The organism is Nocardia sp. CNS-044, assembly GCF_059570515.1.
Genome location: NZ_JCANSX010000009.1, coordinates 76,338 through 100,155, shown reverse-complemented (window position 1 = coordinate 100,155; position 23,818 = coordinate 76,338). Strand labels below are relative to the sequence as shown.

Here is a 23,818-nt window from a genome sequence, read left to right as displayed (position 1 = left end):
GGATGAAGCTGGACACGGTCGCGGGCAAGAAGGTTCTGGTCACGGGCGCCGCCATGGGGCTGGGCAAGTTGTTCGCCGAGCGCGCGGTGCGCGAGGGCGCCGCCGCGGTGGTGCTGTGGGACATCAACGAGGTCGCGCTGAAGGGCACCGCCGCGGAACTCGCGGGCCGCGGCTCGGAGATCCACCACTACGTGGTCGACGTGTCGGATCGGGACGCCATCGCCGAGACCGCGACCTCGGTCCGTGAGACGGTCGGCGACATCGACATCCTGGTGAACAACGCGGGCATCGTGCGCGGCAACACCTACTTCTGGGAGACCGAGAACCGCGCCGACATCGACAAGACGATGGCGATCAACTCGCTCGCGCCGATGTACATCACCCTCGAATTCCTGCCCGCCATGGTGCGTGGAACCGGCCAGGCGCGGGTGCTGAACATCGCCTCGTCCGCGGGCCTGGTGGCCAACCCGCGCATGTCCGTCTACGCCGCGTCCAAGTGGGCGGCCCTCGGCTGGTCCGACTCGGTGCGCCTGGAACTCGAGCAGGCGGGCCACGACCACGTCAAGGTCACCACCGTGTGCCCGACCTACATCAACACCGGAATGTTCGACGGCGCCAAGGGTTTCTGGCTCACCCCGATCCTCGAGCAGGACGCGGTCGTCGACACCTCGTGGAACGAGATGAAGCAGGGCAACGCGCTGGTCGTGCTGCCGTGGACCTCCCGCCTCAACCGGGCGCTGTCCGGCATCCTGCCGCTCAAGCTGCGCGATCTGTTCCTCGACACGGTGGGCGTCTACCACTCGATGGACGAATTCACCGGACGTAAGAAGTAGGCCCGGACGACGAACGACCGCGCGTTCCAGGGGGACGCGCGGCCGTCCGCGGCTTGTGCCCACGGGTGACACTCACGGACGCGTGCCGATGACGACGGTCGCGTAGTGCTCCTCGGACTCCGCGACGCGGGCGAGGAGGCCGCGCTCGGTCAGGATCTCGGTGGCGACGATCGCCTGCTCCGGGCTCGATTCGACGAGCAGGTGTCCGCCGGGAGCGAGCCAATCGGGCGCGTCGGCGACGACGCGACGGAAGATGTCCAGACCGTCGGCGCCGCCGTCCAAGGCGGTGCGCGGCTCGTGGTCGCGGGCCTCGGGCGGCATGTCCGCGATGTGGTCCGAGGGCACGTACGGGGTGTTGGCGAGCAAGAGGTCGACGCGACCGCGCAGGGCGGCGGGCAGCGGCGCGAACAGGTCGCCCTCGTACACGGCCGCGCCGAGCGGAGCGAGATTGCGGCGGGCGCACTCGACGGCGGCGGGTTCGATATCGGCGGCCGACAAGTCGACCGTCTGCCCCTCGGCGATCAGCGCGGTGGCCAGCGCCATACCCAAGGCGCCGGAGCCGCAGCACAGGTCGACCACCACGGGCGTCGGCTCGATCGCGTTCGCGAGTGCGAGCGCCTCCTCGACCAGGAAAGCCGTGCGCTGCCTCGGCACGAACACACCCTGCCCGACCGCCACCCGCAACCCGCGGAATTCCGCCCAGCCCAGCAGGTGCTCGAGTGGCATCCCGGAAACCCGTTCCGCCACAAGGCCATCGATATCGCGTCCGGTCTCTTTCGCGGCATCGATCAACAGCCGCGCCTCCTCCTCGGCGAACACACACCCCGCCACCCGCAGCTGCGCCGCCACCTCGGCGACCTCCACACCAGACACCCGGCCATCCTGCCCCAGGCCCTGGCTCGAAGTCCCATCCGGCGCCTCCGCGGCCCGGATCGCCGCCTGACCGCGTTGTCGTCGTCACCGATACAACCCCGGGTATCGGCACGAGACGTTCCGCGGCCCGACCGAGAACGTCTCGATCGGGCCGCGGGCCGCGCGTGTCTAGCGGGAGGTGGCCAGTTGGAAGGTGCGGGTGGCGTCGAGGTAGATGCCGCGCTGGGCGTGGCGGGCGGGTGGAGGGAGCTGGGAGACCAGCTGCTCGAGCGATGTCATGGCGCCGACGACGTGGGTGCCCGCGACGATGAAGTCCGCGACCGCGCGGCGAATGTGGTTGGGCGAGGTCACCACGACCGCGCTGGTGGCGCCGACGTCGCGGAGCAGCTTGCTGCTGTACAGCGCGTTCTGCACCGTCGAACCCGCGCGGTTCTCGACGTGCACGCGCGAGGCCGGGATGCCGCGCTCGACCAGCCAGTTGCGCATGGCCTCGGCCTCGGTGATCCCGTTCTGCGGGTTGCCGCCGGTCACCACGATCGGCGAGAACGGCGACGCGACGGCCTGGATCCACGCCGCGGTCAACCGGTTCACCAGCTCGGGGCGCAGCGCGCCGTCGGGCAGCAGACCGTAACCCAGCACGACGATCCCGGTCTGCGGGCCGACCAGCGCGGGCAGCGGATTGGGCAGTGTGCCGACCGCGGCGCTGATCGCGTGCAGCACGTGGCCGGTGCCCGCGGCCAGCTCGGGATCGGCGATCTGCAACCGCCCCATGGCGTCGGCGAGACCGAGCAGATCGTTGGCGTAGTGCGACCAGATCGCCTGGAGCGAGAGCGCTTCGGTGTCATGGGGATCGGCGCCGATCAGCGCCCGCAGATCGGCGAGGCCCGCGCCGTCGTTGCCGTCGACGAAGTGGCGCTGGGCGGAGTTGTAGAGGGCGTCGGTTTCGGGGGACGCCTGGGCGGGCGCGCCCGCCAGGCCGGTGAGGGTGAACGTCGCGAACGCTGTCGCGACCAGGATTCTCCAATGCCTCGAGATATTCACTACAGTCGACACCTTTCCACGCGTGAAACGGGGTTTTCGGCACGTCAGCTGGCAGTTGGCCGGGCAAAGCTCTCCACACGATACGACCGGACCCCGCCGCAGCCCGGTAATTGCGTGGCCGAATCGCCCGGTCGATTCACGCGGCCGTCCGAGCTCGACTCGGCCAGCGGGTTGCTGACGGAATGCGTGCGGCCGCGCCCATTAAGCTGTCACCCCGTGGACACCCTTTCGCTGACCGGCAAGGAACTCGCCGCCGCCATCAACGCCGACACCAAGGAGCGCACCGCCGCGCTCGCCGCGGGCATACACGCCCCGCGGCTGGCCCTGGTCGTGGCCAACGACGATCCGGCCAGCGCCTGGTATGTCAACTCGCTGCGCAAGGCCGCCGAGCGGCTCGGAATCGCCTGCGAGCGTATCGATCTGGGCGCCGACGCCACCGCGGAGCAGATTCGGGAGGAACTCACCGCGCGCAGCGCCGACACCTCCTACGACGCGATCATGCTGCAGACCCCGTTGCCCGCCGGTGTCTCGCTGGACGACGTGAGCTCGGCGATCGCCGCGGACAAGGACGTCGACGGGGTCAGCCCGCTCTCGCTCGGCCTGCTCGCCGCGGGTCTGGACGGTTTCGTGCCCGCCACCTCCGAGGCCGTGGTGGAACTGCTGAAGCACCACGAGATCCCGCTGCGCGGCAAGCTGGTCGCGGTGGTCGGCCGCTCGAACATCGTCGGCAAGCCGCTCGCGCAACTGCTGCTCGCCGAGGACGCCACCGTCATCGTGTGCCATTCGCGCACGGCCGACCTCGCGGCCGTGACCGCGACCGCCGACGTGGTGGTCGCCGCCGCGGGCCGGGCCGGGCTGGTCACCGGCAAGCACGTGCGCGAGGGCGCGGTCGTCATCGATGTCGGCACCAACGAGGCGCCCGACGGCGGCATCGTCGGCGACGTGGACGCGGACTCGGTGCGCGGCAAGGCCGCCGGACTCAGCCCCGTCCCCGGCGGCGTCGGCCCGGTGACCACCGCGCTGCTCATGCGGCACGTGGTCGCGGCCGCCGAGAAACTGCGCGGCTGAGAGATGTAGGAAGCGCCGCCGTCGAACAGGGCCGCGGCACCAGTTGCCACGGCCCGCCGCGAGCGCTGTCGTACTTCGGCTCAGCCCGCCGCGGCGATACTCGTGATCAGGGTGCGGTCACCCGTCCGCGCCACGCTGACCAGCTGGGCGTTGTAGGTCATCGGGTCGCGGCCCGGCCGGTTCTCGGTGATCACCACGCGATACTGGCCCGCGAAGGCGCCCGGCGTGATCGCGACGCAGTGCGTGGTGCCCGCGGGAATGCTGTCGATGCCGTGCTGGATGGCCGCCACCGTCGGCACCGAGGCGTTCGGCGCGACCACGGCGCGCGCCTGTTCGGCGGAGCGCGTCACGTAATACGCGTACTGGAAGGCGAAGATCGCGCCCGGCCCGGAATCGGTGCCGCCGTCGCCGTTTCCCTGGATCTTGTTGCCCACGCGCTCCGCGGGGCATCGGGTGGCGGGAGCCACCGGCTCGGCTGTCGGGACCGGGCTGTTGGCGGCGGTGGGCTGCGGTGCGGGATCGCCGCGGAAGTACAGGAACGCCGCGGCGGTCATCGCCAGCGCGGCGACGGAAGCGACGAGCGCGGGAGCCCAGCGCTTGATGGGCGGGCGCTTGGGGGAGCGGTCGATCATCCGCGCGAAGACGTCTTCCTCGGGGAAATGCGCTGGCTCCGGGACGAATTCGGCCTCGGGTTCCCATTCGGGCTCGGCCGCCGAGTCGTACGGTCGCCGCGGCACCCAGTCCGCCCACTCGCCGCGATAGTCGGTTTCGCCGCGATAGTTCTGTTCGCCGGGCCACGGCGGCGTCCCGGGCGCGGCGGGGCGCGGCATCATGCCCCGTCCGGGTCGTGTCGTCATGTCCGGTCGTTCCATCTCCCCGCCTTCATCAGGTCACGCCGTCGGGTGCATCCCACATCGAAACCAGCTCCCCGGCACGATACTGCCAGGGAACTGGCTTCCGCGAAACGTCCGGGGCGCGTCGCGAGGAGAGGAGAACCTCCGAACGCGGCCTCACCAGTGCACGTTCACCGGGTCGCCGATGCCGACCGTCTCGTAATACCAAGCGGCGTCGTCGGGCCCGAGATTGATGCAGCCGTGGCTGACGTTGGCATAACCCTGGGAGTCCACCGACCACGGCGCCGAATGCACGAAAACACCGCCCCACGTCAGACGTTCGGCGTATTCGCCGTTGATCAGGTATCCCTCCGGCGAACTCAGCGGGATGCCGATGGTGCGGGAGTCGAAGACCACCGAGCGGAACTTCTCCAGCACCGGGTAAGTGCCCGTTGGTGTTTCGAATCCGGGCTTGCCCATGGACGCGGGCATGCTCCGCACGACTTGGCCGCCGATGCTCACGGTGAACGTGTGCGCGGACATGTCGGCCTCGGCGTAAACGCCTTCGTTGGTGCGGAATTCGGTGCGGGAGTTCCCGAATCGCACGGTGATGTCGGAGCGCGCGGGCAGGAAGTCCGTCGGCGTCCAGGTGAGTTCGCGGTCGTTCGCCCACGCGAACGTGCCGTCGAGCGGGCCTGCCGAGCCGATGCTCACGAGGCGCTCGGCGCGAGCGCGGTCAGTGACCGGTGCGGCGAACTGGATGGTGACCGGGTGCGCGACGCCGACTTCCTGCCCGGCGGTCGGCGTGATCGCCGTGATCCTGTCGGCGAATGCCGGGCCGATCAGCGTCGCCGCCGCCGCGCCCGAGCCGAAGACGGCCACAGCGACGACAACGGTCGCGAGGAACAGGTTGCGAAGAACGCTCCGCATGGCTCCACCCCTTTCGAGATGGTGTGGTACGCGGAAAACTATCCTACGCCTTCATGATCAACCCGGCTTGCCGAACATGTGAGGCATGATTCCGGGGAGGTAATCATGAAACCGGTCGGTTTTTTACCGCCGCGCGAGGGGGCGTGTGAAAGGTCTTCTCGCTCAGTCGCGGTGCACCGTTTTCCTCGTCTCGTACCACTGCTCGCCCGCGGGCTCACCCGCGAGATTCCAGCTCCACGACACCGTGGGCGAGATCGGCAGGTAGAAGCCGGGGCCGACCATGCCGACCCGCTCGACCGGGTCGCCCGCGGTCCCGTAGATCCGGATGCCGCGCGCGACGAACGGCTCGATGGACACCAGGTCGTCGACGACCAGCGACACCCTGCGATTCCCGGCCAGCACATTGCGCACCTTGCGGGTGCGCAACACCTGCTCGCCCGCGCCGCAGATCCACAGCCCGGGATTCTCGACCTCGATCGCGACCGGCACCACGTCGGGTTGCCCGTCCGGATCCACCGTCGCCAGCCTGGCCAGCGGCTGGGCGCGCAGGTAGGTGATCTCTTCCTCGGTGAACGCCACTGCGGCCTCCTCCTCCTCCTCCTCGTTCGCTACGCCTGCGGCGCGCCGCCCAGCGGACGGATCGGCCGGGATTCCGGCTTGGGTGTGGCCGGAGGACGGGACATGCGCCCGCCCAGCCGTTCCTGCACCGTGAAACCGTGCGCGCGGCACCAGCGGGCCAGCGCGGCGACCGTCGCCTCGTCGTCGCGGAAGGTGGGCAGCAGTTGACCGGCGATGTGCAGGTGGTGCGCGTCGGCCGTGCGGCACAGGTGCACCAGGCCCGCGGTGCCGAGGCCCATGCCGCGCAGCGCGGGCGTGACCGTGATGCCGTCGAGTTCGATTGTGCTGGTGTGGATCTCGAATTCGATCTCGATCGGTCCCGGCCCGCTCCTGCGCAACCGCATGACATCGGAAGGAATCGGGCGCAGTTCGCCGGGCAGGTGATCGACGAGCCGCTGCCGCGCCGCCTCGGACGGCGCGAGTCGCACGGCCTCCGCCAGTCGATAGGTGAGTTCGTCGACGGACGTGCGGTCGCCCTCGGCGGCCTGCTCGCGCACGTAGGGGCAGTCACGGGCGAGGGCGCGCAGCTGCCGCGCCCACTGCGGCGCGATCATCGCGAAACGCGGCGCGACGGCGGCGATCGTCGCCTCGATCCCGACTACGCCGCTCAGCGTGGTGGTCTCCCCGCCCGAGAGCACGCCCCACGAATGCTCGTCGGCGCCGACGCCGTGCCTGCCGAGTTCGCGACGGAGCCGGTCGAGCCGCCGTTCCGCGCGCTCGTACGGCCCGCCCGGCAGCCGGCCGAGCCACTCGGGCCTGCCGCGCAGATTGGTGCGGATGCGCAGATCCGCCAGCGCGATGCGCGCGGCACGGTAGTTGCTCCAGGCGTGCGCGCGTCGCTCGCGCACCTGCAGCGCCGGGTCGCCGGGCGTCTCGGAGGACGGGGGAGCGTCACTCATGACCATCAACCGTAGATCCGGCCATGGTCACCCGGGAGACCCTTCGGTACGAAGATTTGCGCATCCGCCGACACGCCCCTGGTCAGGGCCGCCACACCGGAATGTTGTCGGCGTGTCTTCCTATCGGCGTGTCGCCGACGGGATTCAGCTGCGGACGACGTGCACGACCTCGGCGTGCAGGGCGTCGGCGCGCGCGGTGATCTCCTCGATGCGCAGCAACGCGGGCGCGAACTTGTCGCCCAGCGCGGCGGGCAGCGAGGCCACGTTGATCTCGATGTTGAGCTGCGAGCTGGACGCGGCGGCGCGGGCGGCGTCGGCCGCGGCGCCGATATCGGTCACGACGTTCGGGTTGCCGATCGGCAGCAGCTCCGCGGCCAGGGACAGCACCTCGTCGGCCTCGTCCACCACCGCGGCGGGGACCCGCGCGGCCTCCACCAGAGCGGCGTTGATCGCCTCGGTGCGTGCCGCGGTCTCCTCGTCGGTGTCCTTCGGCAGCTTGTACGCGGCGCCGACGGCGGTGAACGCGGCGGCGTCGGCGTCGGCGAGGGCCAGCGCGCGGTCACGGGCGGCATCGGCGGCCTCGATGATCCGGTCCACGATCGGCCGGTGCTCGGCGTCCTTCGCGCGGGTCGTGTACCGGGCGACCATGGCGATCAGCGCGGCGCCCTGCGCGGCGTGCAGCGCGGCCACCGCGCCGCCACCCGGCGCGGGGATCTTGGCGGCCAGATCGGTCAGGTACCGCGCGAGGGTGACCTCACCGAAGGAAGACGCGGTTTCCTGGGACGACGTGCTCGGCTGCGACACGGGTGGCCTTTCGTTCTTCGGCGGCGTGAACTGATGATCACGCTACCGCTTGCCGCCGCGCGCACCCTGGCCGGACCGCCGCGTCGGACAGCCGGTGCGCGGCCGGTGCAAACCTGCGGTTATGTTGAGCACATGCGGATCGGATTGGGCATCAACTACTCGGGCGGCTTCAAGGAAGCGGCGGCGGAAGTGGCCGACCTGGAACGGGCCGGACTCGACACGGTCTTCGTGCCCGAGGCGTACTCCTTCGACGCGGTCAGCGCGCTGGGGTACCTGGCCGCGAAGACCGAGCGGCTGCAGTTGGCCTCCGGCATCTTGCAGATCTACACCCGCACCCCGAGCCTCACGGCGATGACCGCCGCGGGCCTCGACTTCGTCTCCGAGGGCCGGTTCCTGCTCGGCCTCGGCGCGTCGGGTCCGCAGGTGATCGAGGGCTTCCACGGCGTGCCCTACGACGCGCCGATCGGGCGCACCAGGGAGCTGGTGGAGATCTGCCGCAAGGTGTGGCGCCGGGAACGGCTCGAGTACCAGGGCAAGCACTACCGGATCCCGCTCCCCGAAGGCGAGGGCACCGGTCTCGGCAAGCCGCTCAAGCTGATCAATCACCCGGTGCGCGAACGCATTCCGGTGTTGCTCGCGGCGCTCGGCCCGAAGAACGTCGAGCTGGCCGCCGAGATCGCCGAAGGCTGGCAACCGATCTTCTTCCTGCCGGAGCGGGCCAAGGACGTCTGGGGCGCGTCGCTGGACGCGGGTCTGGCCAAGCGCGATCCGGCCCTCGGCGAGCTGGAGGTGTTCGCCGGTCCGGCGCTGGCCATCGGTGAGAACGTGACGCCACTGCTGGAGTTCGTCAAGCCGCACCTGGCCCTGTACATCGGCGGCATGGGCGCCAAGGGCAAGAACTTCTACCACACCCTCGCCACCAAGTACGGCTACGGCGCCGAGGCGGACCGCATCCAGGAGCTGTACCTGGCGGGCCAGAAGGAAGAAGCCGCCAAGGTCGTGCCGGACGAGCTGGTTCGCGACATCTCGCTGGTCGGTCCGGCCGGTTTCGTCAAGGAACGCGTCGCGGCCTTCCGCGAGGCGGGCGTCACCGCGCTGAACGTGGTGCCGATGGCCGCCACGCCCGCCGAGCGGGTCAAGCTGATCGAGCAGCTGCGCGAGCTGGTCTGACGAAAACGACGGCGTCCCGGCCTGCGTGCCGGGACGCCGTCGCGTTCGGGTCTGGTGGTGTCGCAGCTCGGTCGAGTCGCGGCTGGGTCGCCTCGCGGCTCAGTTGGATCGCAGCGAGGACAATGCCGCCTCGAGCGTCGAGTGCAGCGCGAAGACCTGATCCAGGCTGGTCATCTTGAGCTGACGACTGGTCGCCGGTCCGTCGGCGACCACCGCGATGGTCGTAGCCTCCCCGGCCCGCTGATGCGCCGCGACCAGCGCCGCCATCCCCGCCGAGGCGAGGAAGCTGACCGCGGTCAGGTCGATGATCAATGCCGTCGGCTTGCTCGCCAGGATGCCCTCGATCGCGGTTTCCAGTGCGGGCGCGGTCGCAAGATCGACCTCGCCGGCCACCGTGAGCACGGTCGCACCGTCACGCACTGCGACGGAGGTGGTCATCGTGTCCGCCATGGGATACGCGTCTCCGGAAGTGTTGGTCACACAAAACAATCTGCCATGAACCGCCCGATCCTGCTGCATCGTCCCGCAGATTCCGACGGTTCGCGCCGCTCGGTGGGGGCACCGAGGGCGCTTTCGTACGGGTCGACCCTACAGCAACCGCGCTATACGGTCAGGCGGGACAGTTGCTCGGCGCCTGCTCGCCCGCGAAGCGGTCGGCCGCCCACGCCGGGAAGAGTTCGGCGCCGCGAGCGACGACGCTCTCGTGGTCGAGGCCGGGGTATTCGTTGTACTCGACCGCCGAACCGGCCCTGCACAGCGCGGTGCGCTCACGGGCGGTGAGTTCGGCGGGGGTGGTGATGTCCTCGGCGCCCTGGTAGATCGTGAACGGCATGGCGCCCGCGGGACGGAAGTCGTCGGCCGCGGCCATCGCGTTCGACCAGGGAGCGCCCGGCGCCATCGCCTCGGGCTTGTAGTAGTCGCGCAGCGGCTGGGCGGCGGTCCACATGTCGAAGCAACCGTCGGCGAGTACCGGCAGCATCTCCATCGCGTTCGGGTTCAGGAAGTCGGCGTAGCGCAGGTCCGGGTTGGCGGCCTTGATGCCGGGCAGGGTCGCGATGACATAGCCCGCGTTCTCGGGACCCTTCATCGAGTTCAGGGTCAAATCGCGGATTCGGACCGCCGGGGCGATGAGACCGGCGCCCATTCCTTCGAGTTCCGGCGCGTAGCCGCGGGCGATCGACTCGACGTGCATGGTGGTACCGCCGCCCTGCGACCAGCCGTACTCGACGTATCGATTCGAGGTGTTCAGTTCGGGCAGCGCGCGGACCGCACGCAGCATGTCCAGGGACGCACGGGCGTTCACGTCGCCGACCATGTAGTACGTGGGCCCGGGCAGGCCTTGGCCCGGGTAGTCGCTCATCGCGACCACATTGCCCTGGGCGAGCAGCGCTTCGATGCCGGGCACCCTGGACTCCTCACCCGCGCCGAGGCTGCGTCGCGACGGGGCGCAGTTGTCGGCCAGTCCGGTGGTCTCGTGGTTCCACAGGACCAGGTCGCGCGGGCTGTCGGAGCCGCCGACCGGCGCGTAGATCTCGCCGGAGACGTAAGCCTTGACGCCGGGGCGGATCTCGGAGACGTAGACGACGTTCCAGCCCTGGGCGCCTGCCGGTGCGTCTGATCGTGGTTGGGCCCAGTAGATCTCGCCCGGCTCGGCATCGGCGGGCGGCTGGTCGGTGATGTCCCAGAACGTGGTGCCGGCCGGGCCTGCCTTCGCCGTCAGCTGGACCGGGGTCGCGTCGTCGTTCGAGCTGCCGCATGCGGTCAGGGAGAGGGCGGCGGCGAGGGCGAGCGCGGTGCTCACCATGCGAAACGCGCCGCGTCGGTGGCCGGTCATCTGATGCTCCTACTGGTCCGGGAATGGTGCGGGTCACAGCACATCATCGATGGGCGATGCCACCGCGCCCGGTTTCCATTGAATGGAAGGCGGCATGGTGTCGCGGCTGGTAGCGGGGACATTCTAGGCCTCACCTACCAGCCCAGATGAGGAGTTCGAACCATCATGCGAACCCGAGTCGCGATCATCGGATCCGGTCCGGCCGGGCTGCTGCTTGCGCAGTTGCTCGACCTGGCGGGCATCGATTCGGTGATCGTGGAACGACAGACCGCCGACCATGTGAGTTCCCGCATCCGCGCGGGGATCCTCGAGTCGGGCACCGTCGACGTGCTCAGGAAAGCGGGTGTGGGCGAACGGCTCTCGGCCGAGGCCATCGAGCACCGCGGAATCTATCTGCAGTGGCCGGGGGAGCGCAGGCATCTGGACTTCGTCGAGTCGGCCAATCGCGCGGTCTACGTCTACGGGCAGACCGAGGTGACCAAGGATCTGCTCGCCGCGCGTGAAAAGGCAGGTCAGCAGGCGTTCTATCAAGCCGGTGACGTCGCGCTGCACGATCTGACGACCGACCGGCCCTACGTCACCTTTCGTGACGCCGACGGTGTCGCGCGGCGGATCGACGCGGACGTGGTCGTCGGCTGCGACGGCTACCACGGGCCGAGCAAGCAGGCCATGCCGCAGCGCCGCAGCTGGGAGCGTGCCTACCCGTTCGCGTGGCTCGGCGTGCTCGCCGAGGTCGCGCCCTCGACCGACGAGCTGATCTACGCCTGGCACGAGAACGGTTTCGCGCTGCACAGCATGCGTTCCGACACCGTCAGCCGGTTCTACCTGCAGGTCGACCCGGCCGAGCGGATCGAGGAGTGGTCCGACGACCGGATCTGGGAGCAGCTGGCGACCCGGCTGCACCTCGACGGCTGGGACCTGAAAACCGGTCCGGTGCTGGAGAAGAGCGTGTTGCCGATGCGCAGTTTCGTCACCACCCCGATGCGACACGGCAGGCTGTTCCTGGCCGGCGACGCGGCCCACATCGTGCCGCCGACCGGGGCCAAGGGACTCAATCTCGCGGTCGCCGACGTGGCCTTGCTGGCCGAGGCGCTGGTCGCGCTGCTCGCCGACGGTTCGGCGGAACTCGCGAATAACTACTCCGACACCGCATTACGCAGGGTCTGGCGCTGCACGCACTTCTCCTGGTGGATGACAAGCATGCTGCACCGCCACGGCGACGACTTCGACGCCCAACTACAGCTCGCACAGCTGCGCCGGGTCGCGGACTCCCCCGCGGCGGCCAGGGAACTGGCCGAGAACTACGCGGGCCTGCCGATCGGGGGAGGCAGCCATGGCTGAGATCATGTCGCTGGCCGATGCCGTGCGCGCGCTGGTGCACGACGGCGACACCGTCGCGCTGGAAGGTTTCACCCATCTCATTCCGATGGCGGCGGGTCAGGAGATCATCCGGCAGGGCCGTCGCGATCTGACGCTGGTGCGTATGACCCCGGATCTGGTGTACGACCAGCTGATCGGGGCCGGCTGCGCGCGCAAGCTCGTCTTCTCGTGGGGCGGGAATCCGGGTGTCGGCTCGCTGCACCGGTTCCGCGAAGCGGTGCAGCGGCAGTGGCCGCGCGCGCTCGAGATCGAGGAGCACAGCCACGCGGGCATGGCCAACCGCTATGTCGCGGGCGCGTCCGGGCTGCCGTTCGCGGTGCTGCGCGGTTACGCGGGCACCGATCTCGCGCGGGTCACCTCGACCGTCGCGTTCATCGACTGCCCGTTCACCGGGGAGCGGCTGGCCGCGGTGCCCGCGCTGAACCCCGACGTCACGATCATCCACGCGCAACGCGCCGACCGGCACGGCAACGTGCAGCTGTGGGGGTTGCTGGGCGTGCAGAAGGAAGCGGTGCTCGCCGCGCGGGCCGCCCTGGTGACCGTCGAGGAACTGGTCGACGAGCTGACCCCGATGCCCGGTGCGATCGTGTTGCCGCACTGGGTCATCGGTGCGGTGGCCGTCGTCCCCGGCGGCGCGTGGCCTTCGTACGCGCAGGGCTACTACGAACGCGACAACGACGCGTATGCCGAGTGGGATCCCATCGGACGCGACCGAGAAGCGTTCCAGCGGTGGCTGAAAGAACTGACCGATGGGGAGGCGACGGCATGACAACGCTCGAATACGCCGCGGACGAGATGATGTCGATCGCCGCGGCCCGTGCGCTCGGTGGTGGTCAGCGAGTCTTCGTCGGCATCGGATTGCCCTCTACCGCGGCCAATCTGGCGCGGCGCTTGCACGCACCCGATCTCGTCCTGATCTACGAATCCGGCGCGATCGGCGCGAAGCCGGACCGATTGCCCGCCTCCATCGGTGACGGGATTCTCGCCGATACCGCCGATGCCGTGGTCGGCGTGCCGGAGATGTTCAACTACTGGCTCCAGGCCGGGCGCATCGACGTCGGCTTTCTCGGTGCGGCGCAACTGGATCGGTACGGCAATATCAACACCACGGTGATCGGGGACTACGCCGACCCGGCCGTCCGCCTGCCCGGCGCCGGTGGCGCACCCGAGATCGCGGCCTCGTGCGGCGAGGTGTTCGTGGTGACTCGCCAGAGCAAGCGCAGTTTCGTCGACCGGGTCGACTTCGTCACCTCGGTCGGACATGGTCGCGGACTCGGCGACCGCGCGAAACTCGGCCTGCCCGGCGCCGGCCCGACCACCGTGATCACCGATCTCGGTGTCCTGCGGCCTGATCCGGAGACCGCTGAGCTCGTCCTCACCGCGTTGCACCCCGGCGTGACCGTGGATCGGGTGGCCGCCGCGACCGGATGGGAACTCCGCGTGGCACCCGAGCTGTCGGTCACCGCACCACCTACCGCGGCCGAGCTCTCGGCCCTGCGGGCGCTGCAGGAGGCGTGATGAACCGAACGGATTCGCCGAACACCCTCACCTACCGTCCCGATCCGCCGGGTACGCACCCGGCGTTGGACGAGCGGGCATACCGCTCCACCGCGCTGCGGCATCCCACCCGGCCGCTGGTCGTGCTGCCGCACCTGCTCACCGAGGTGAGCGCCCCCGCGCTCGGTGCGGACCGCCTCGGCCCGAACGACGCCGATCTCACCAGGCAGCACACGGGTGAGGCGCTGGGTCAGCGCATCATCGTCTCGGGCAGGCTGCTCGACGGCGACGGCACACCGATCCCGCACTCGCTGATCGAGATCTGGCAGGCCAACGCCGCTGGCCGCTACCGGCACACCGGTGATCGCTGGCCAGCTCCGCTCGATCCGAACTTCAGCGGCGCGGGGCGGACCCTCACCGACGGCGAGGGCCGCTATTCGTTCACCACGATCAAGCCGGGCGCCTACCCGTGGCGCAATCACGACAACGCCTGGCGGCCCGCGCACATCCACTTCTCGGTGTTCGGCCGCGCGTTCACCCAGCGGCTGGTGACCCAGATGTACTTCCCCGACGACCCGCTGTTCGCCCAGGACCCCATCTTCAACGCGGTGCCGGAAGCGGCGCGGCCCCGCCTGATCTCCCGGTTCAGTCTCGAAGGGACACAGCCGGAATGGGCGATGAACTTCGAGTTCGACATCGTCCTGCGCGGGCGCGACGCCACCCCGTTCGAGGAGCCGCACGATGACTGAATACCTGCTCTCGACGCCATCTCAAACGGTCGGGCCCTATCTGCACATCGGATTGACCTGGCCCGACGGCCCGTTCGCCGCGCCGGTGGGCACCGCGGGCGCGGTGTGGATCCGCGGACAGGTCTTCGACGGCGCGGGCGAGCCGATCACGGACGCGCTGGTGGAGACCTGGCAGGTCGACCCCACCGCGTTCGCCGAGCCCGATCGATCCCGTTCGGCGCGTGCCGGTTTCGGGCGCAGTGACACGCGCGACGGCGGGTACGCCATTCATACGGTTGTCCCGCCGGAACTTCCGGCTAGGGGCACGGCGGTGCAAGCGCCGCATCTGGATGTGTCGGTCTTCGCCCGCGGACTCCTGCACCGCGTCGTCACCCGGATCTACTTTCCGGAGTTCGACTCCGCCAATGCCGCCGACCCGGTGCTGAGTTCGATCGAACCGGCCCGCCGGGAGCGGCTGCTCGCGCGGCGGACCGGCGACGGTTATGTCTTCGACATTCACCTCCAAGGTGAGCTCGAGACGGTGTTCTTCGATGTCTGAGCTGTTCGGGCCGCTGCGTGCCGCCGGACCGGTGGCCGCCGAGACCGGCGATGCCGCCTGGCTGACCGCCCTGCTCGACGTCGAGGCGGCCCTGGCGGGAGCGCTCGCCGACGCGGGGGTGATCGCCCCGGAGCACGCCGAGGCGATCGCCGCCGCCTGTAGGCCGGAGCTCTACGACGCCGCCGAGATCGGCGCGGCGGCAACCGGCGTCGGCAACCCCGCGGCGCCGGTGGTGCGAGCATTGACCGCGCGGGTCGCGGATCCGGCCGCGGCAGGCGTGGTCCATCTGGGCGCGACCAGCCAGGACATCATGGACACCGCGGCGATGCTGATCGCCGCGCGCTCCATCGACGTCCTGCTCGTGGATCTCGCCGCCTGTACCGAACTGCTGGCGCGGCTGACCGAACAGCACGCCGCGACCCCCGCTGTCGGCCGGAGTCTGCTGCAGCAAGCCCTGCCGATCACCTTCGGCCTCACCACCGCGGGTTGGCTGTCGGCACTCGGGGCCGCGGCCGACCGGATGGCCCAGGTGCGGGTCGAACAGCTGGCCGTCCAATTGGGCGGTGCGGTAGGCACTCTGGCGTCCCTCGGCGCGCACGGTCCGGCGACGTCGGCCGCCTTCGCGCGGCGCCTGAACCTCGCAGAACCCGAACTGCCGTGGCACACCGACCGCACCCGGATCACCGAGATCGCCGGTGCGCTGGGCACTCTGGCCGCCGCCGTGGCCAAGATCGGCCGCGACCTCACACTGCTGTCGCAAACCGAGATCGGCGAGGTGTCCGAACACGCGCCGGGCCACGGTGGTTCGTCGACCATGCCGCACAAACGGAACCCGATCGCCGCGGTCTGCGCCGTCGCCGCGGCCGCGCAAGCCCCCGGCCTCGTCGCCACCCTGTTGGCCGCCGCTCCCGACCTGCAACGGGGGGCAGGGTCGTGGCATGCCGAATGGCAGCCCTTCACCGAACTGCTCCGCAGCACCGGATCGGCGGTGTCGTGGCTGCGGGCCAGCCTGTCTCGCTTGCGGATACACCCGGTGCGGATGCGCCGCAATCTGGCTGCCACCGGCGGTGCGTTGCTGGCCGAACGGGTGAGTACCGCGCTGATACCCCAGCTGGGCAGGCTGACAGCACACGAGGTGGTGGAGGAATGCGTGGCCCGAGCCGACGACCGGCTCACCTTCGCCGACGCGTTGCGGGCGCACCCGAGACTGGCCGGGCTGCTCGATCGCGCCGAGATCGAGGCACTCGTAGAACCGTCCACCTACCTCGGCAGCACGCGGTTCTTCCTCGGGCGAGCTCTGGCCGAGCACGCGGGCCGACAGCGCGATGGCGGCGGGCCGCGCACAACCGGGCCGGTCGACCTGCGGAGCGAGAGTTACGGCGACGGCTCGGGCGAGGCGGTGTTGCTCGTCAACGCCCTCGGTAGCGACCTGTCGATCTGGGACGACTACGTGCGGCCGTTGGCCGACAACGGGTTTCGGGTCATCCGGTGTGACACCAGGGGCCACGGCGATTCGCCGGTACCGCTCGGACCGTACTCGCTCGCCGATCTCGGCGGTGACCTCGAAGCGGTTCTCGATCGGCACGGGGTGGAGTCGGCGCACGTCGTCGGGATCTCGCTCGGTGCGATGACCGGCTTGTGGCTGGCGCGGCACCGGCCCCAGCGGGTGCGGCGGCTGGTGGTCTGCTGCACGTCGGCTCGGCCGGGGAATCCGCCGCAATGGCGCACTCGGGCCGCGCAGGCGCGGGCCGAAGGGATGGCCGCTATCGCCACCGCCAGTGCGCGGCGGTGGTTCACGCCGGAGTTCGCCGCAGCGCACCCGAGGGTCGTCGCCGAAAAACGGCTGCTCACCGCGGACACGCCCGCCGAAGGCTATGCCGCCTGCTGCGAGGCGCTCGCCGAGATCGACCTGTTCGACGACCTGCCCGCGATCACGGCGCCGACCCTCGTGTTGTCGACGGCGCAGGACCCGGCGTTCCCGCCGGACGACGGCAAGGCGATCGCCGATCGAATCCCCGCCGCCCGGTTCCGGATCATCGGCGATGCCGCGCACCTGGGCACTGTCGAACAGCCCGGCTCGTTCCTGACCGCCATCACCGACCATCTCCAGGAGTGCTCGTGACCAGTGACCCGAACAACGACGCCGCCATGGCCGTGCGGCGGGCCGTCCTCGGGGACGCGCACGTCGACCGGGCGCAGGCCAGAACCACCGAATTCACCCGGCCGTTCCAGGAATACCTGACCGCGGCCGCGTGGGGCGGTGTGTGGACCCGCGACGGCCTCGACCGCCGCACCCGCAGCGCGATAACGCTGTCGGTGCTCACCGCGCTCGGCTGTCATGACGAGCTCGCCATGCATGTGCGGGCCGCGTTGCGCAACGGCCTCACCGAAGCCGAGATCGCCGAGGTGCTCCTGCACACCGCCCCCTACTCGGGAATTCCCAAGGCCAACAGCGCTTTCGCCATCGCCGACCTGGTGTTGCGCGAATCCGCCGCCGAATAAGGCAGGCGCACAGACGAAAGCCCGGCTCCCACGAGGAGCCGGGCTTTCGCGCACCACCGACCGGTCGACGACAAGGCCGGACCACCCGGGGGTGATCCGGCCGGACCGAATTCAGCCGGGGAACGGCAGCTGCTCGGTGGCCACTGTGACCCAGCGGGTGTTGGAGAACGCGTCGATGCCCCAGCGTCCGCCGAAGCGGCCGTAACCGGAGTCGCGGACGCCGCTGAACGGCGCCTGCGGCTCGTCGCCGACGGACTGGTCGTTGATGTGCACGATGCCGGTGCGCAGGCCGGCCGCGACACGCAGGCCGTGGGTGGCGTTCTCGGTGATGATGCCCGCCGACAGGCCGTGCTCGGTGTCGTTGGCCATGGCGATCGCCTCGGCGTCGGTGGCGAAGGTGTCCACGACGCACAGCGGGCCGAAGGCCTCGTCGTGGTGCAGGTTCGCCGCGTGAGTGACACCGGTCAGCACGGTCGCGCGGTGCAGCGCCCCCTCCGGCTCGCCGCCACCGGCCACGACCGTCGCGCCCTTGGCGACCGCGTCGGCCACCAGGCCCGCGATGCGCTGGGCGGCAGCGGGATTCACCATCGGACCGATGACGGTCTGCGGATCCGACGGATCACCGGTCGGCAGTCCGGCCACCGCGGCGGCGAACTTCGCGGTGAACTCCGCGGCCAGCGACTCGTGTACCAGCACCCGGTCGGCCGACATGCAGATCTGGCCCGAGTTGGCGAACGCGCCGAACACCGCGGCGCCGACCGCGTAGTCCACGTCGGCGTCGTCCAGCACGATGATCGAGTTCTTGCCGCCCAGTTCCAGCACGGCGGGCTTGAGGTGCTCCGCGGCGAGGGTACCGATGATCCGGCCGACCCCGGTCGACCCGGTGAAGTTCACGGCGCGCACCCGCTCGTCGCTGATCAGCGTGCGCGCGATCTCGGGCGCGTCCGCGGGATCGTTGGTGATCACATCGAGGACACCGGCGGGCAGCCCCGCCTCGTGCAGCACGTCGGCGACGAGCAACCCGCTCGAGATCGGTGCGGCCTCGCTGGGCCGCAGCACCACGGTGTTGCCCGCGGCCAGCGGTGCGGCGACGGCACGCGCCGACAGGATGATCGGCGCGTTCCACGGCGCGAACGCCGCGACGACGCCCAGCGGTTCGCGCACGGCCATGCTCAGCACACCGGGTGCGCCCGAGGCCAGTACGTCACCTCGGGACGCGGTGATCGCCGCGGCGGCCTCGCGAAAGACGTTCGCGGCGAGCGCGACGTTGAAGCCTGCCCACGGCGCCGCGCCGCCGACCTCGCCCGCCATATGTCCGATGGCCTGCTCGGCGCGCGCGTCCAGCAGATCGGCGGCGCGCAGGAAGATCGCGCGACGCTCGAACGGGGGCATGGCGGCCCAGTCGGCGAACGCCGAGTCGGCGGCGTCGACGGCGGCGGTGACGTCGGCGGGCGCGGCGGCCGCGACCGTGGCGTAGACGGTGGCCGACCAGGGATCGATCACGGTCGTGGTCCGCGCCGACGTGGCCGGAACCTCCTTGCCGCCGATCAGAAGAGCACGAGAAATGGGCATGGTGCCACGATGGGCTTTCTGTGGCCGGGGCCACTACGGCACTTTCATTGAATGGAAACCCAAGGCGCGGAAAGGCTGCCGGACGGTCGCGCGGTGTAAAGATGGCCCGGTGACCGATCGGCCGGAACCCGAAGCACCATCGACGCTGTACCTGATCAAGCAACTGGAACTGGCGGTGCGCGCGCTGATGGACGACGCGCTGCGCCCGCTGGGCCTGACCACCTTGCAATACACGGCGCTGACCGTGCTGGAACGCCGCAGCGGCCTGTCCTCGGCGCAGCTGGCGCGCCGGTCGTTCCTGCGTCCGCAGACCATGAACGTCATGGTGCAGACGATGGAGGAACGCGGCCTGATTCGCCGCGACCGCGACCCGGCCAACCGGCGGGTCCTGGTGGCTGCCCTGACCGACCACGGGCGCGAGGTCCTGCGCGAAGCCGAGCCGCTGGTCGCCGCGATCGAAGGCAAGCTTCTGAACGGTCTGAGCCCGCGCCGTCGCGCGGAATTCCGCGCGGTGCTCGCGCACGGCACCGCGACACTCGCCGCCGAGGCAGGCGCTCGCGATTTAGGCGAAATGCCCATCGGCTGAATGGTTTCGGCGTCCATACCGGGAGTGGAAACAGGTATTGACGGACCGGATCGGGTGGGGTAGACCTGTCCCGAAATCATCAGCAATACTGATAAAGGAAGTGTGATGGACAGCAGCGCCGAACCTTGGGGCAACACCGTCGACGTGCAGTTCGACGACGGCATCGCGTGGGTGACGCTCAACCGGCCGGAGAAGCGCAACGCGATGAACCCGACCCTCAACGACGAGATGTGCGCGACCCTCGACGTGCTCGAGTACGACGACCGGTGCCGCGTGCTCGTACTCACCGGTGCGGGTGAATCCTTCTCCGCCGGAATGGATTTGAAAGAGTACTTCCGCCAGATCGAGGCCGCGGGCACGGTCGCGGCACAGAATCGCGCGCGCCGGGCCAGCACCGAATGGCAGTGGCGGCGGCTGTCCTACTTCGCCAAGCCCACCATCGCGATGGTCAACGGCTGGTGCTTCGGCGGCGCCTTCAGCCCGCTGGTCGCCTGCGACCTCGCCATCGCCGACGAGAAGGCGCAGTTCGGCCTGTCCGAGGTGAACTGGGGCATCCCGCCGGGGTCGGTGGTCACCAAGGCCATGGCCGCCACCGTGAACCAGCGCGACTCGCTGTACTACATCATGACCGGCGAGCCCTTCGACGGCGCCCGCGCCGCCGAGATGCGGCTGGTCAACGAGGCCGTGCCCGCCGATCGGCTGCGCGGTCGGACCCGCGAGCTGGCGCTGAAGCTGGCCGGTCTCAATCAGGTGGTGCTGCACACCGCCAAGGTCGGCTACAAGTTCGCCGCCGAGATGACCTGGGCGCAGTCCGAGGACTACCTGTACGCCAAGCTGGACCAGTCGCGGACGCTCGATGTCGAAGGCGGCCGGGAGAAGGGTCTGAGTCAGTTCCTCGACGACAAGACCTACCGGCCCGGTCTCGGCGCCTTCGACCCTGCCAAATAACCGCGAGGAGAGGGATGAACGTGCGGAATCGGGGGCTCGGCTCGTGGCCTGCGCGCCGCGCCCGGATGACACCGACGGCCGTCGCCGTCACCGCGGATGATCGGGAGATCACCTACGCGCAGCTGAGCGAGCGGGTCGACCGCGCCGCGCAGGCCCTGCGCGCCCTCGGCGTCGGCGCGGGGGACCGGGTCGCGTACCTCGGCCCGAATCATCCCGCCTACCTGGAGATACTCTTCGCCGCCGGTCGGCTCGGCGCGGTCTTCGTGCCGCTGAACAACCGGTCGGCCGTGGCGGAGATCGAGTACGCGCTCACCGATTCCGGTGCGCGCGTGCTCGTGCACCACGGCGAGCACGATGCCGCGGTCGCGGCCCTGCCCGGCATCGCGGGCCTCGGCATCGTGCGCGTCGGCGGTGTCGGCGGCTACGACGACCTGCTCGCCGCCGCGTCGGCCGAACCGATCGATGTCGAGGTCGGTCTGGACGACGACTGCCTGATCATGTACACCTCCGGCAGCACCGGGCGGCCCAAGGGCGCCGTGCTCACCCACGGCAACCTCACCTGGAATTCGGTCAATGTGCTCGTCGAGAGCGATGTCGCCGGTGACGAGGTGTCGCTGGTGGCCGCGCCGCTGTTCCACGCGGCCGCGCTCGGCATGATCTGCCTGCCGACTCTGCTCAAGGGCGGGCGGGTGGTGCTGCTGGCCAAGTTCGATCCGGCCAGGGTGCTCGCGCTGATCGAGCAGGAGCGCGTCACCTGGATGTTCGGCGTGCCGACGATGTACGACGCGCTCGCCGCGCAACCGGGCTGGGCCGACGCCGATCTGTCCAGCGTGCGGATTCTGTTGTGCGGCGGCGCGCCGGTGCCGCACGCCACCATCGCCCGCTACGTCGAACGCGGCCTGGGCTTCGTCCAGGGCTACGGGATGACCGAGGCCGCGCCGGGCGTGCTCGTCCTGGATCGGGCGCACGCCGAAGCCAAGCTCGGCTCGGCCGGCGTGCCGTCGTTCTTCACCGACGTGCGCGTGGTCGACGCCGACGGCGCGCAGGTGGCGCCGGGGCAGCGCGGCGAGGTACTCGTCAGCGGGCCCAATGTGATGCGCGGTTACTGGAACCGGCCGGAAGCCACCGCGGACGCGTTGCGCGACGGCTGGTTCCACTCGGGCGATGTGGCCACCGTCGATGCCGACGGCTACGCCTACATCGTGGACCGGGTCAAGGACGTGATCATCTCCGGCGGGGAGAACATCTATCCCGCCGAAGTCGAGAACGAGATCGCCCATCACCCGCAGGTCGCGGTCTGCGCGGTGATCGGGGTCCCGGACGAGAAGTGGGGCGAGGTGGGCCGAGCGGTCGTCGTCGCGCGGGAGGGGACTCAGCCCGACGCCGAGGAACTGCTGGCCTTCTTGCGGGAACGCTTGGCCGGGTTCAAGATTCCCCGCTCCGTCGTCTTCGTGGACGACTTGCCGACCACCGGCTCGGGCAAGATCCGCAAGACGGAGGTCAAGAAGCAGTACGGCTGAGCCACCGCTCGATGTCGCACACCACGGCCCCTCGATCCGCACAACGGCTCGAGGGGCTTTGTGCTGTGTCCGGTAGCGGCAGCAGAACCTGTTGTGCCTTCGGACACGACGAAACCGCCCCGGCTGCAAGGACATCCGGGGCGGTCTGGGGAGGTATCGAACTCAGCCGAGGCTGAAGGGCTGCCCCCACAGGGTCACCCAGCTGGTGACGCTCTCGGTGACGACCTCGACACTCACGAAAGCCCGTGCTTGCGCGTACCCGCCACAGCCGGACAGCCCGATGGTCTGGTCCGCCCAGGTGACCGACCCGCTCGTGCCGCCGAAGACGTTGTACGGCTTGTGGGATTCGGCGCCGAAATCGTCGGCCTTCTCCCGATCGAGAATGTGGAACGAGGTGGCCTGGCCCGGGCCCAGCGACAGTTCGCCGCCGGTGTTCGCGCCCACAGACCCTTGGCCTTCACCGCTGACCGAACCGTCGACGCCACCCGATACGCCGCCGCCGGCGATGTCGACCTGGCAACCGACCACATACCCGGGCAGGATGAGCCCACCGTCGGCGCCCGCACCCGCCACCTCGACCTGTGCGCTGCCGGACACCCAGGCATTGCGGTGCAGCGGCGTGGAACCGAGCGAGGGACTGATGGTGGCCGACTCGCCGACCAAACGCACGGTGACGACGGTGCCGTCGGAGAGGGTCTTCACCAGTTCCCCGCCGGGGAGCGCAACGAACGTGTCGGCCTCGGCCGAGCCGGTCGCGAGCAGACCGAGCGTGACCGCCGTCGCCGCACTACTCAGGCGAAACAGATTCTTACGGTTGAACATCACAATTACCTTCGATTGATGTCGAATTCGCTGATGCGAGAGATGAATTCAGGACGGTGCTTCGACATCTCAGCCGATGCTGAACGGCGCGCCGTACAGCGTTGTCTTGGAGTAGTGGTCGCCGATGATCTCGACGACGGTGTAGGCGCGCGCCTGGGCGTAACCCGCGCAGCCCTGGATCTCGATCTCGGCGTCCTGGTATTCGACCGAGTACACACCCGGCTTCGGAATGTCCTTGTAGTCGATCTGGACGAACTTCACCTCACCCGGACCGACGTCGACCCCGATGGACCCACCGGCACTGACTCCGCCGGTGCTGATCCCACCCGACACGCCCGCGCCGATCGCGTCCTCGGCGATACTCACCTGGCAACCGACGAGGTACCCGGTGTTCAGCTGCGACGCGCCGTGGGTGGACGAATTGTTCGACCCCGGGATGTCGGCCGGACCGTTGTTCGGGCCGACTTCGCCCTCGGGCGTGACCGAGACATCGGCGGTGGCATTGCCCGATACCCAGACCACCCGGCCCGCGCCGTTGGCGGCCAGCGACGGTGAGATCACCGCGTGCTCTCCGGTGCGCGTCACCGTGACGCCCGGACCCTGCTTCGAACCATCCGGCAACGGCACGAAGGTATCGGCGACGGCCGGGCCGGTGGCGAGCAGCCCGGCGGCGACGGCGGCGGCGACACTACCGCCGGTCAGCACAGCTTTACTACGAATCACGACAGTTCTCGAACTTCCTGTTCCGATGGGAAATCGAGGCGCTGGGGATGTCTCCGGCAGCGCCTGCTTCGGCCGCTT

The 23,818-nt window shown here is 69.9% G+C and carries 25 protein-coding genes; 13 read left to right on the top strand and 12 right to left on the bottom strand.

Annotation, left to right across the window (positions count from 1 at the left end; genetic code table 11):
• Positions 1-2: 2 nt before the first annotated feature.
• Positions 3-833 carry an SDR family oxidoreductase gene (locus T333_RS23230; protein ID WP_496425832.1) on the top strand — a complete coding sequence of 277 codons (831 nt, stop codon included), beginning with the start codon at positions 3-5 and terminating at the stop codon, positions 831-833.
• Positions 834-905: 72 nt separating this feature from the next.
• Here T333_RS23230 and T333_RS23225 read toward each other — a convergent pair whose 3' ends face one another.
• Complete coding sequence (locus T333_RS23225; protein ID WP_496425831.1) at positions 906-1,706, bottom strand: putative protein N(5)-glutamine methyltransferase; 801 nt, start codon at positions 1,704-1,706, stop codon at positions 906-908.
• Between the two features lie 168 nt (positions 1,707-1,874).
• On the bottom strand, positions 1,875-2,747 hold the full coding sequence (locus T333_RS23220) for a YdcF family protein (RefSeq protein ID WP_355002442.1): 873 nt from the start codon (positions 2,745-2,747) through the stop codon (positions 1,875-1,877).
• 216 nt (positions 2,748-2,963) lie between these two features.
• On the opposite strand from T333_RS23220, the gene T333_RS23215 reads away from it, so the two are divergent.
• Positions 2,964-3,815, top strand: coding sequence for a bifunctional 5,10-methylenetetrahydrofolate dehydrogenase/5,10-methenyltetrahydrofolate cyclohydrolase (locus T333_RS23215; protein ID WP_355002443.1), 852 nt, complete (start codon positions 2,964-2,966; stop codon positions 3,813-3,815).
• An 80-nt stretch (positions 3,816-3,895) separates the two neighbouring features.
• Here T333_RS23215 and T333_RS23210 read toward each other — a convergent pair whose 3' ends face one another.
• From T333_RS23210 to T333_RS23190, 5 genes are all read right to left on the bottom strand, one after another.
• Positions 3,896-4,672 carry a DUF8176 domain-containing protein gene (locus T333_RS23210; RefSeq protein WP_496425830.1) on the bottom strand — a complete coding sequence of 259 codons (777 nt, stop codon included), beginning with the start codon at positions 4,670-4,672 and terminating at the stop codon, positions 3,896-3,898.
• A gap of 153 nt (positions 4,673-4,825) precedes the next feature.
• Positions 4,826-5,578, bottom strand: a complete 753-nt coding sequence (locus T333_RS23205; RefSeq protein WP_355002445.1) for a L,D-transpeptidase — start codon at positions 5,576-5,578, stop codon at positions 4,826-4,828.
• Between the two features lie 162 nt (positions 5,579-5,740).
• Complete coding sequence (locus T333_RS23200; protein ID WP_496425829.1) at positions 5,741-6,157, bottom strand: PPOX class F420-dependent oxidoreductase; 417 nt, start codon at positions 6,155-6,157, stop codon at positions 5,741-5,743.
• A 29-nt stretch (positions 6,158-6,186) separates the two neighbouring features.
• Positions 6,187-7,095 carry a hypothetical protein gene (locus T333_RS23195; RefSeq protein WP_357248830.1) on the bottom strand — a complete coding sequence of 303 codons (909 nt, stop codon included), beginning with the start codon at positions 7,093-7,095 and terminating at the stop codon, positions 6,187-6,189.
• A 144-nt stretch (positions 7,096-7,239) separates the two neighbouring features.
• Entirely contained in the window at positions 7,240-7,899 is a 660-nt protein-coding gene (locus T333_RS23190; protein ID WP_355002447.1) for a cyclodeaminase/cyclohydrolase family protein, read from the bottom strand.
• Positions 7,900-8,031: 132 nt separating this feature from the next.
• Here T333_RS23190 and T333_RS23185 point away from each other — a divergent pair, with 132 nt between their 5' ends.
• Positions 8,032-9,069 carry an LLM class F420-dependent oxidoreductase gene (locus T333_RS23185; protein WP_355002448.1) on the top strand — a complete coding sequence of 346 codons (1,038 nt, stop codon included), beginning with the start codon at positions 8,032-8,034 and terminating at the stop codon, positions 9,067-9,069.
• Positions 9,070-9,168: 99 nt separating this feature from the next.
• Here T333_RS23185 and T333_RS23180 read toward each other — a convergent pair whose 3' ends face one another.
• Both T333_RS23180 and T333_RS23175 read right to left on the bottom strand, forming a co-directional pair.
• The gene (locus tag T333_RS23180) at positions 9,169-9,507 is read right to left on the bottom strand and encodes an STAS domain-containing protein (RefSeq protein WP_355002662.1); all 339 of its coding nucleotides are present in this window, start codon (positions 9,505-9,507) and stop codon (positions 9,169-9,171) included.
• 172 nt (positions 9,508-9,679) lie between these two features.
• A complete protein-coding gene (locus T333_RS23175; protein ID WP_496425828.1) occupies positions 9,680-10,903 on the bottom strand; it encodes a lipase family protein in 1,224 nt (407 codons plus the stop codon).
• A gap of 165 nt (positions 10,904-11,068) precedes the next feature.
• On the opposite strand from T333_RS23175, the gene T333_RS23170 reads away from it, so the two are divergent.
• The 7 genes from T333_RS23170 to pcaC are packed head-to-tail and all read left to right on the top strand — an operon-like array spanning position 11,069 to position 17,569.
• Positions 11,069-12,244: a 4-hydroxybenzoate 3-monooxygenase gene (locus tag T333_RS23170; protein ID WP_496425827.1), complete on the top strand. Its 1,176-nt coding sequence runs from the start codon at positions 11,069-11,071 to the stop codon at positions 12,242-12,244.
• Positions 12,237-13,052 (top strand): CoA transferase subunit A, encoded by an 816-nt coding sequence (locus tag T333_RS23165; protein ID WP_496425826.1) that lies wholly within the window; start codon positions 12,237-12,239, stop codon positions 13,050-13,052. The genes T333_RS23170 and T333_RS23165 overlap by 8 nt, the downstream gene beginning before the upstream one ends.
• Positions 13,049-13,801: a CoA-transferase subunit beta gene (locus T333_RS23160; protein ID WP_357248841.1), complete on the top strand. Its 753-nt coding sequence runs from the start codon at positions 13,049-13,051 to the stop codon at positions 13,799-13,801. The genes T333_RS23165 and T333_RS23160 overlap by 4 nt, the downstream gene beginning before the upstream one ends.
• Entirely contained in the window at positions 13,801-14,529 is a 729-nt protein-coding gene (gene pcaH, locus T333_RS23155) for a protocatechuate 3,4-dioxygenase subunit beta (protein ID WP_496425825.1), read from the top strand. Before T333_RS23160 ends, pcaH begins: the two co-directional genes overlap by 1 nt.
• On the top strand, positions 14,522-15,067 hold the full coding sequence (gene pcaG / locus T333_RS23150; protein ID WP_496425824.1) for a protocatechuate 3,4-dioxygenase subunit alpha: 546 nt from the start codon (positions 14,522-14,524) through the stop codon (positions 15,065-15,067). The genes pcaH and pcaG overlap by 8 nt, the downstream gene beginning before the upstream one ends.
• The gene (pcaD, locus tag T333_RS23145; RefSeq protein ID WP_496425823.1) at positions 15,060-17,189 is read left to right on the top strand and encodes a 3-oxoadipate enol-lactonase; all 2,130 of its coding nucleotides are present in this window, start codon (positions 15,060-15,062) and stop codon (positions 17,187-17,189) included. The genes pcaG and pcaD overlap by 8 nt, the downstream gene beginning before the upstream one ends.
• 26 nt (positions 17,190-17,215) lie before the next feature.
• Positions 17,216-17,569, top strand: a complete 354-nt coding sequence (gene pcaC / locus T333_RS23140) for a 4-carboxymuconolactone decarboxylase (protein WP_496426118.1) — start codon at positions 17,216-17,218, stop codon at positions 17,567-17,569.
• A gap of 111 nt (positions 17,570-17,680) precedes the next feature.
• On the opposite strand, the gene T333_RS23135 is transcribed toward pcaC, so the two are convergent.
• Positions 17,681-19,141, bottom strand: coding sequence for an aldehyde dehydrogenase family protein (locus T333_RS23135; RefSeq protein WP_496425822.1), 1,461 nt, complete (start codon positions 19,139-19,141; stop codon positions 17,681-17,683).
• Positions 19,142-19,250: 109 nt separating this feature from the next.
• On the opposite strand from T333_RS23135, the gene T333_RS23130 reads away from it, so the two are divergent.
• From T333_RS23130 to T333_RS23120, 3 genes are all read left to right on the top strand, one after another.
• A complete protein-coding gene (locus tag T333_RS23130; RefSeq protein ID WP_496425821.1) occupies positions 19,251-19,727 on the top strand; it encodes a MarR family winged helix-turn-helix transcriptional regulator in 477 nt (158 codons plus the stop codon).
• Positions 19,728-19,832: 105 nt separating this feature from the next.
• Entirely contained in the window at positions 19,833-20,675 is an 843-nt protein-coding gene (locus T333_RS23125; RefSeq protein WP_357248858.1) for a p-hydroxycinnamoyl CoA hydratase/lyase, read from the top strand.
• Between the two features lie 14 nt (positions 20,676-20,689).
• Positions 20,690-22,195 (top strand): acyl-CoA synthetase, encoded by a 1,506-nt coding sequence (locus T333_RS23120; protein WP_496425820.1) that lies wholly within the window; start codon positions 20,690-20,692, stop codon positions 22,193-22,195.
• 162 nt (positions 22,196-22,357) lie between these two features.
• Here the strand turns inward: T333_RS23120 and T333_RS23115 are convergent, their stop codons facing one another.
• Both T333_RS23115 and T333_RS23110 read right to left on the bottom strand, forming a co-directional pair.
• Positions 22,358-23,017 (bottom strand): MspA family porin, encoded by a 660-nt coding sequence (locus tag T333_RS23115; protein ID WP_496425819.1) that lies wholly within the window; start codon positions 23,015-23,017, stop codon positions 22,358-22,360.
• Between the two features lie 69 nt (positions 23,018-23,086).
• Positions 23,087-23,740: an MspA family porin gene (locus tag T333_RS23110; protein WP_496425818.1), complete on the bottom strand. Its 654-nt coding sequence runs from the start codon at positions 23,738-23,740 to the stop codon at positions 23,087-23,089.
• Positions 23,741-23,818 lie beyond the last annotated feature (78 nt).

Coding starts and splice junctions, on each gene's coding strand:
- T333_RS23170 (WP_496425827.1), top strand. CDS start 11,069: ATGCGAACCCGAGTCGCGATCATCGGATCCGGTCCGGCCGGGCTGCTG.
- T333_RS23135 (WP_496425822.1), bottom strand. CDS start 19,141: ATGCCCATTTCTCGTGCTCTTCTGATCGGCGGCAAGGAGGTTCCGGCC.
- pcaC (WP_496426118.1), top strand. CDS start 17,216: ATGGCCGTGCGGCGGGCCGTCCTCGGGGACGCGCACGTCGACCGGGCG.
- T333_RS23165 (WP_496425826.1), top strand. CDS start 12,237: ATGGCTGAGATCATGTCGCTGGCCGATGCCGTGCGCGCGCTGGTGCAC.
- T333_RS23175 (WP_496425828.1), bottom strand. CDS start 10,903: ATGACCGGCCACCGACGCGGCGCGTTTCGCATGGTGAGCACCGCGCTC.
- T333_RS23210 (WP_496425830.1), bottom strand. CDS start 4,672: ATGACGACACGACCCGGACGGGGCATGATGCCGCGCCCCGCCGCGCCC.
- T333_RS23205 (WP_355002445.1), bottom strand. CDS start 5,578: ATGCGGAGCGTTCTTCGCAACCTGTTCCTCGCGACCGTTGTCGTCGCT.
- T333_RS23120 (WP_496425820.1), top strand. CDS start 20,690: ATGAACGTGCGGAATCGGGGGCTCGGCTCGTGGCCTGCGCGCCGCGCC.
- T333_RS23195 (WP_357248830.1), bottom strand. CDS start 7,095: ATGAGTGACGCTCCCCCGTCCTCCGAGACGCCCGGCGACCCGGCGCTG.
- T333_RS23125 (WP_357248858.1), top strand. CDS start 19,833: ATGGACAGCAGCGCCGAACCTTGGGGCAACACCGTCGACGTGCAGTTC.
- pcaD (WP_496425823.1), top strand. CDS start 15,060: ATGTCTGAGCTGTTCGGGCCGCTGCGTGCCGCCGGACCGGTGGCCGCC.
- pcaH (WP_496425825.1), top strand. CDS start 13,801: ATGAACCGAACGGATTCGCCGAACACCCTCACCTACCGTCCCGATCCG.
- T333_RS23185 (WP_355002448.1), top strand. CDS start 8,032: ATGCGGATCGGATTGGGCATCAACTACTCGGGCGGCTTCAAGGAAGCG.
- T333_RS23160 (WP_357248841.1), top strand. CDS start 13,049: ATGACAACGCTCGAATACGCCGCGGACGAGATGATGTCGATCGCCGCG.
- T333_RS23115 (WP_496425819.1), bottom strand. CDS start 23,017: ATGTTCAACCGTAAGAATCTGTTTCGCCTGAGTAGTGCGGCGACGGCG.
- T333_RS23180 (WP_355002662.1), bottom strand. CDS start 9,507: ATGACCACCTCCGTCGCAGTGCGTGACGGTGCGACCGTGCTCACGGTG.
- pcaG (WP_496425824.1), top strand. CDS start 14,522: ATGACTGAATACCTGCTCTCGACGCCATCTCAAACGGTCGGGCCCTAT.
- T333_RS23230 (WP_496425832.1), top strand. CDS start 3: ATGAAGCTGGACACGGTCGCGGGCAAGAAGGTTCTGGTCACGGGCGCC.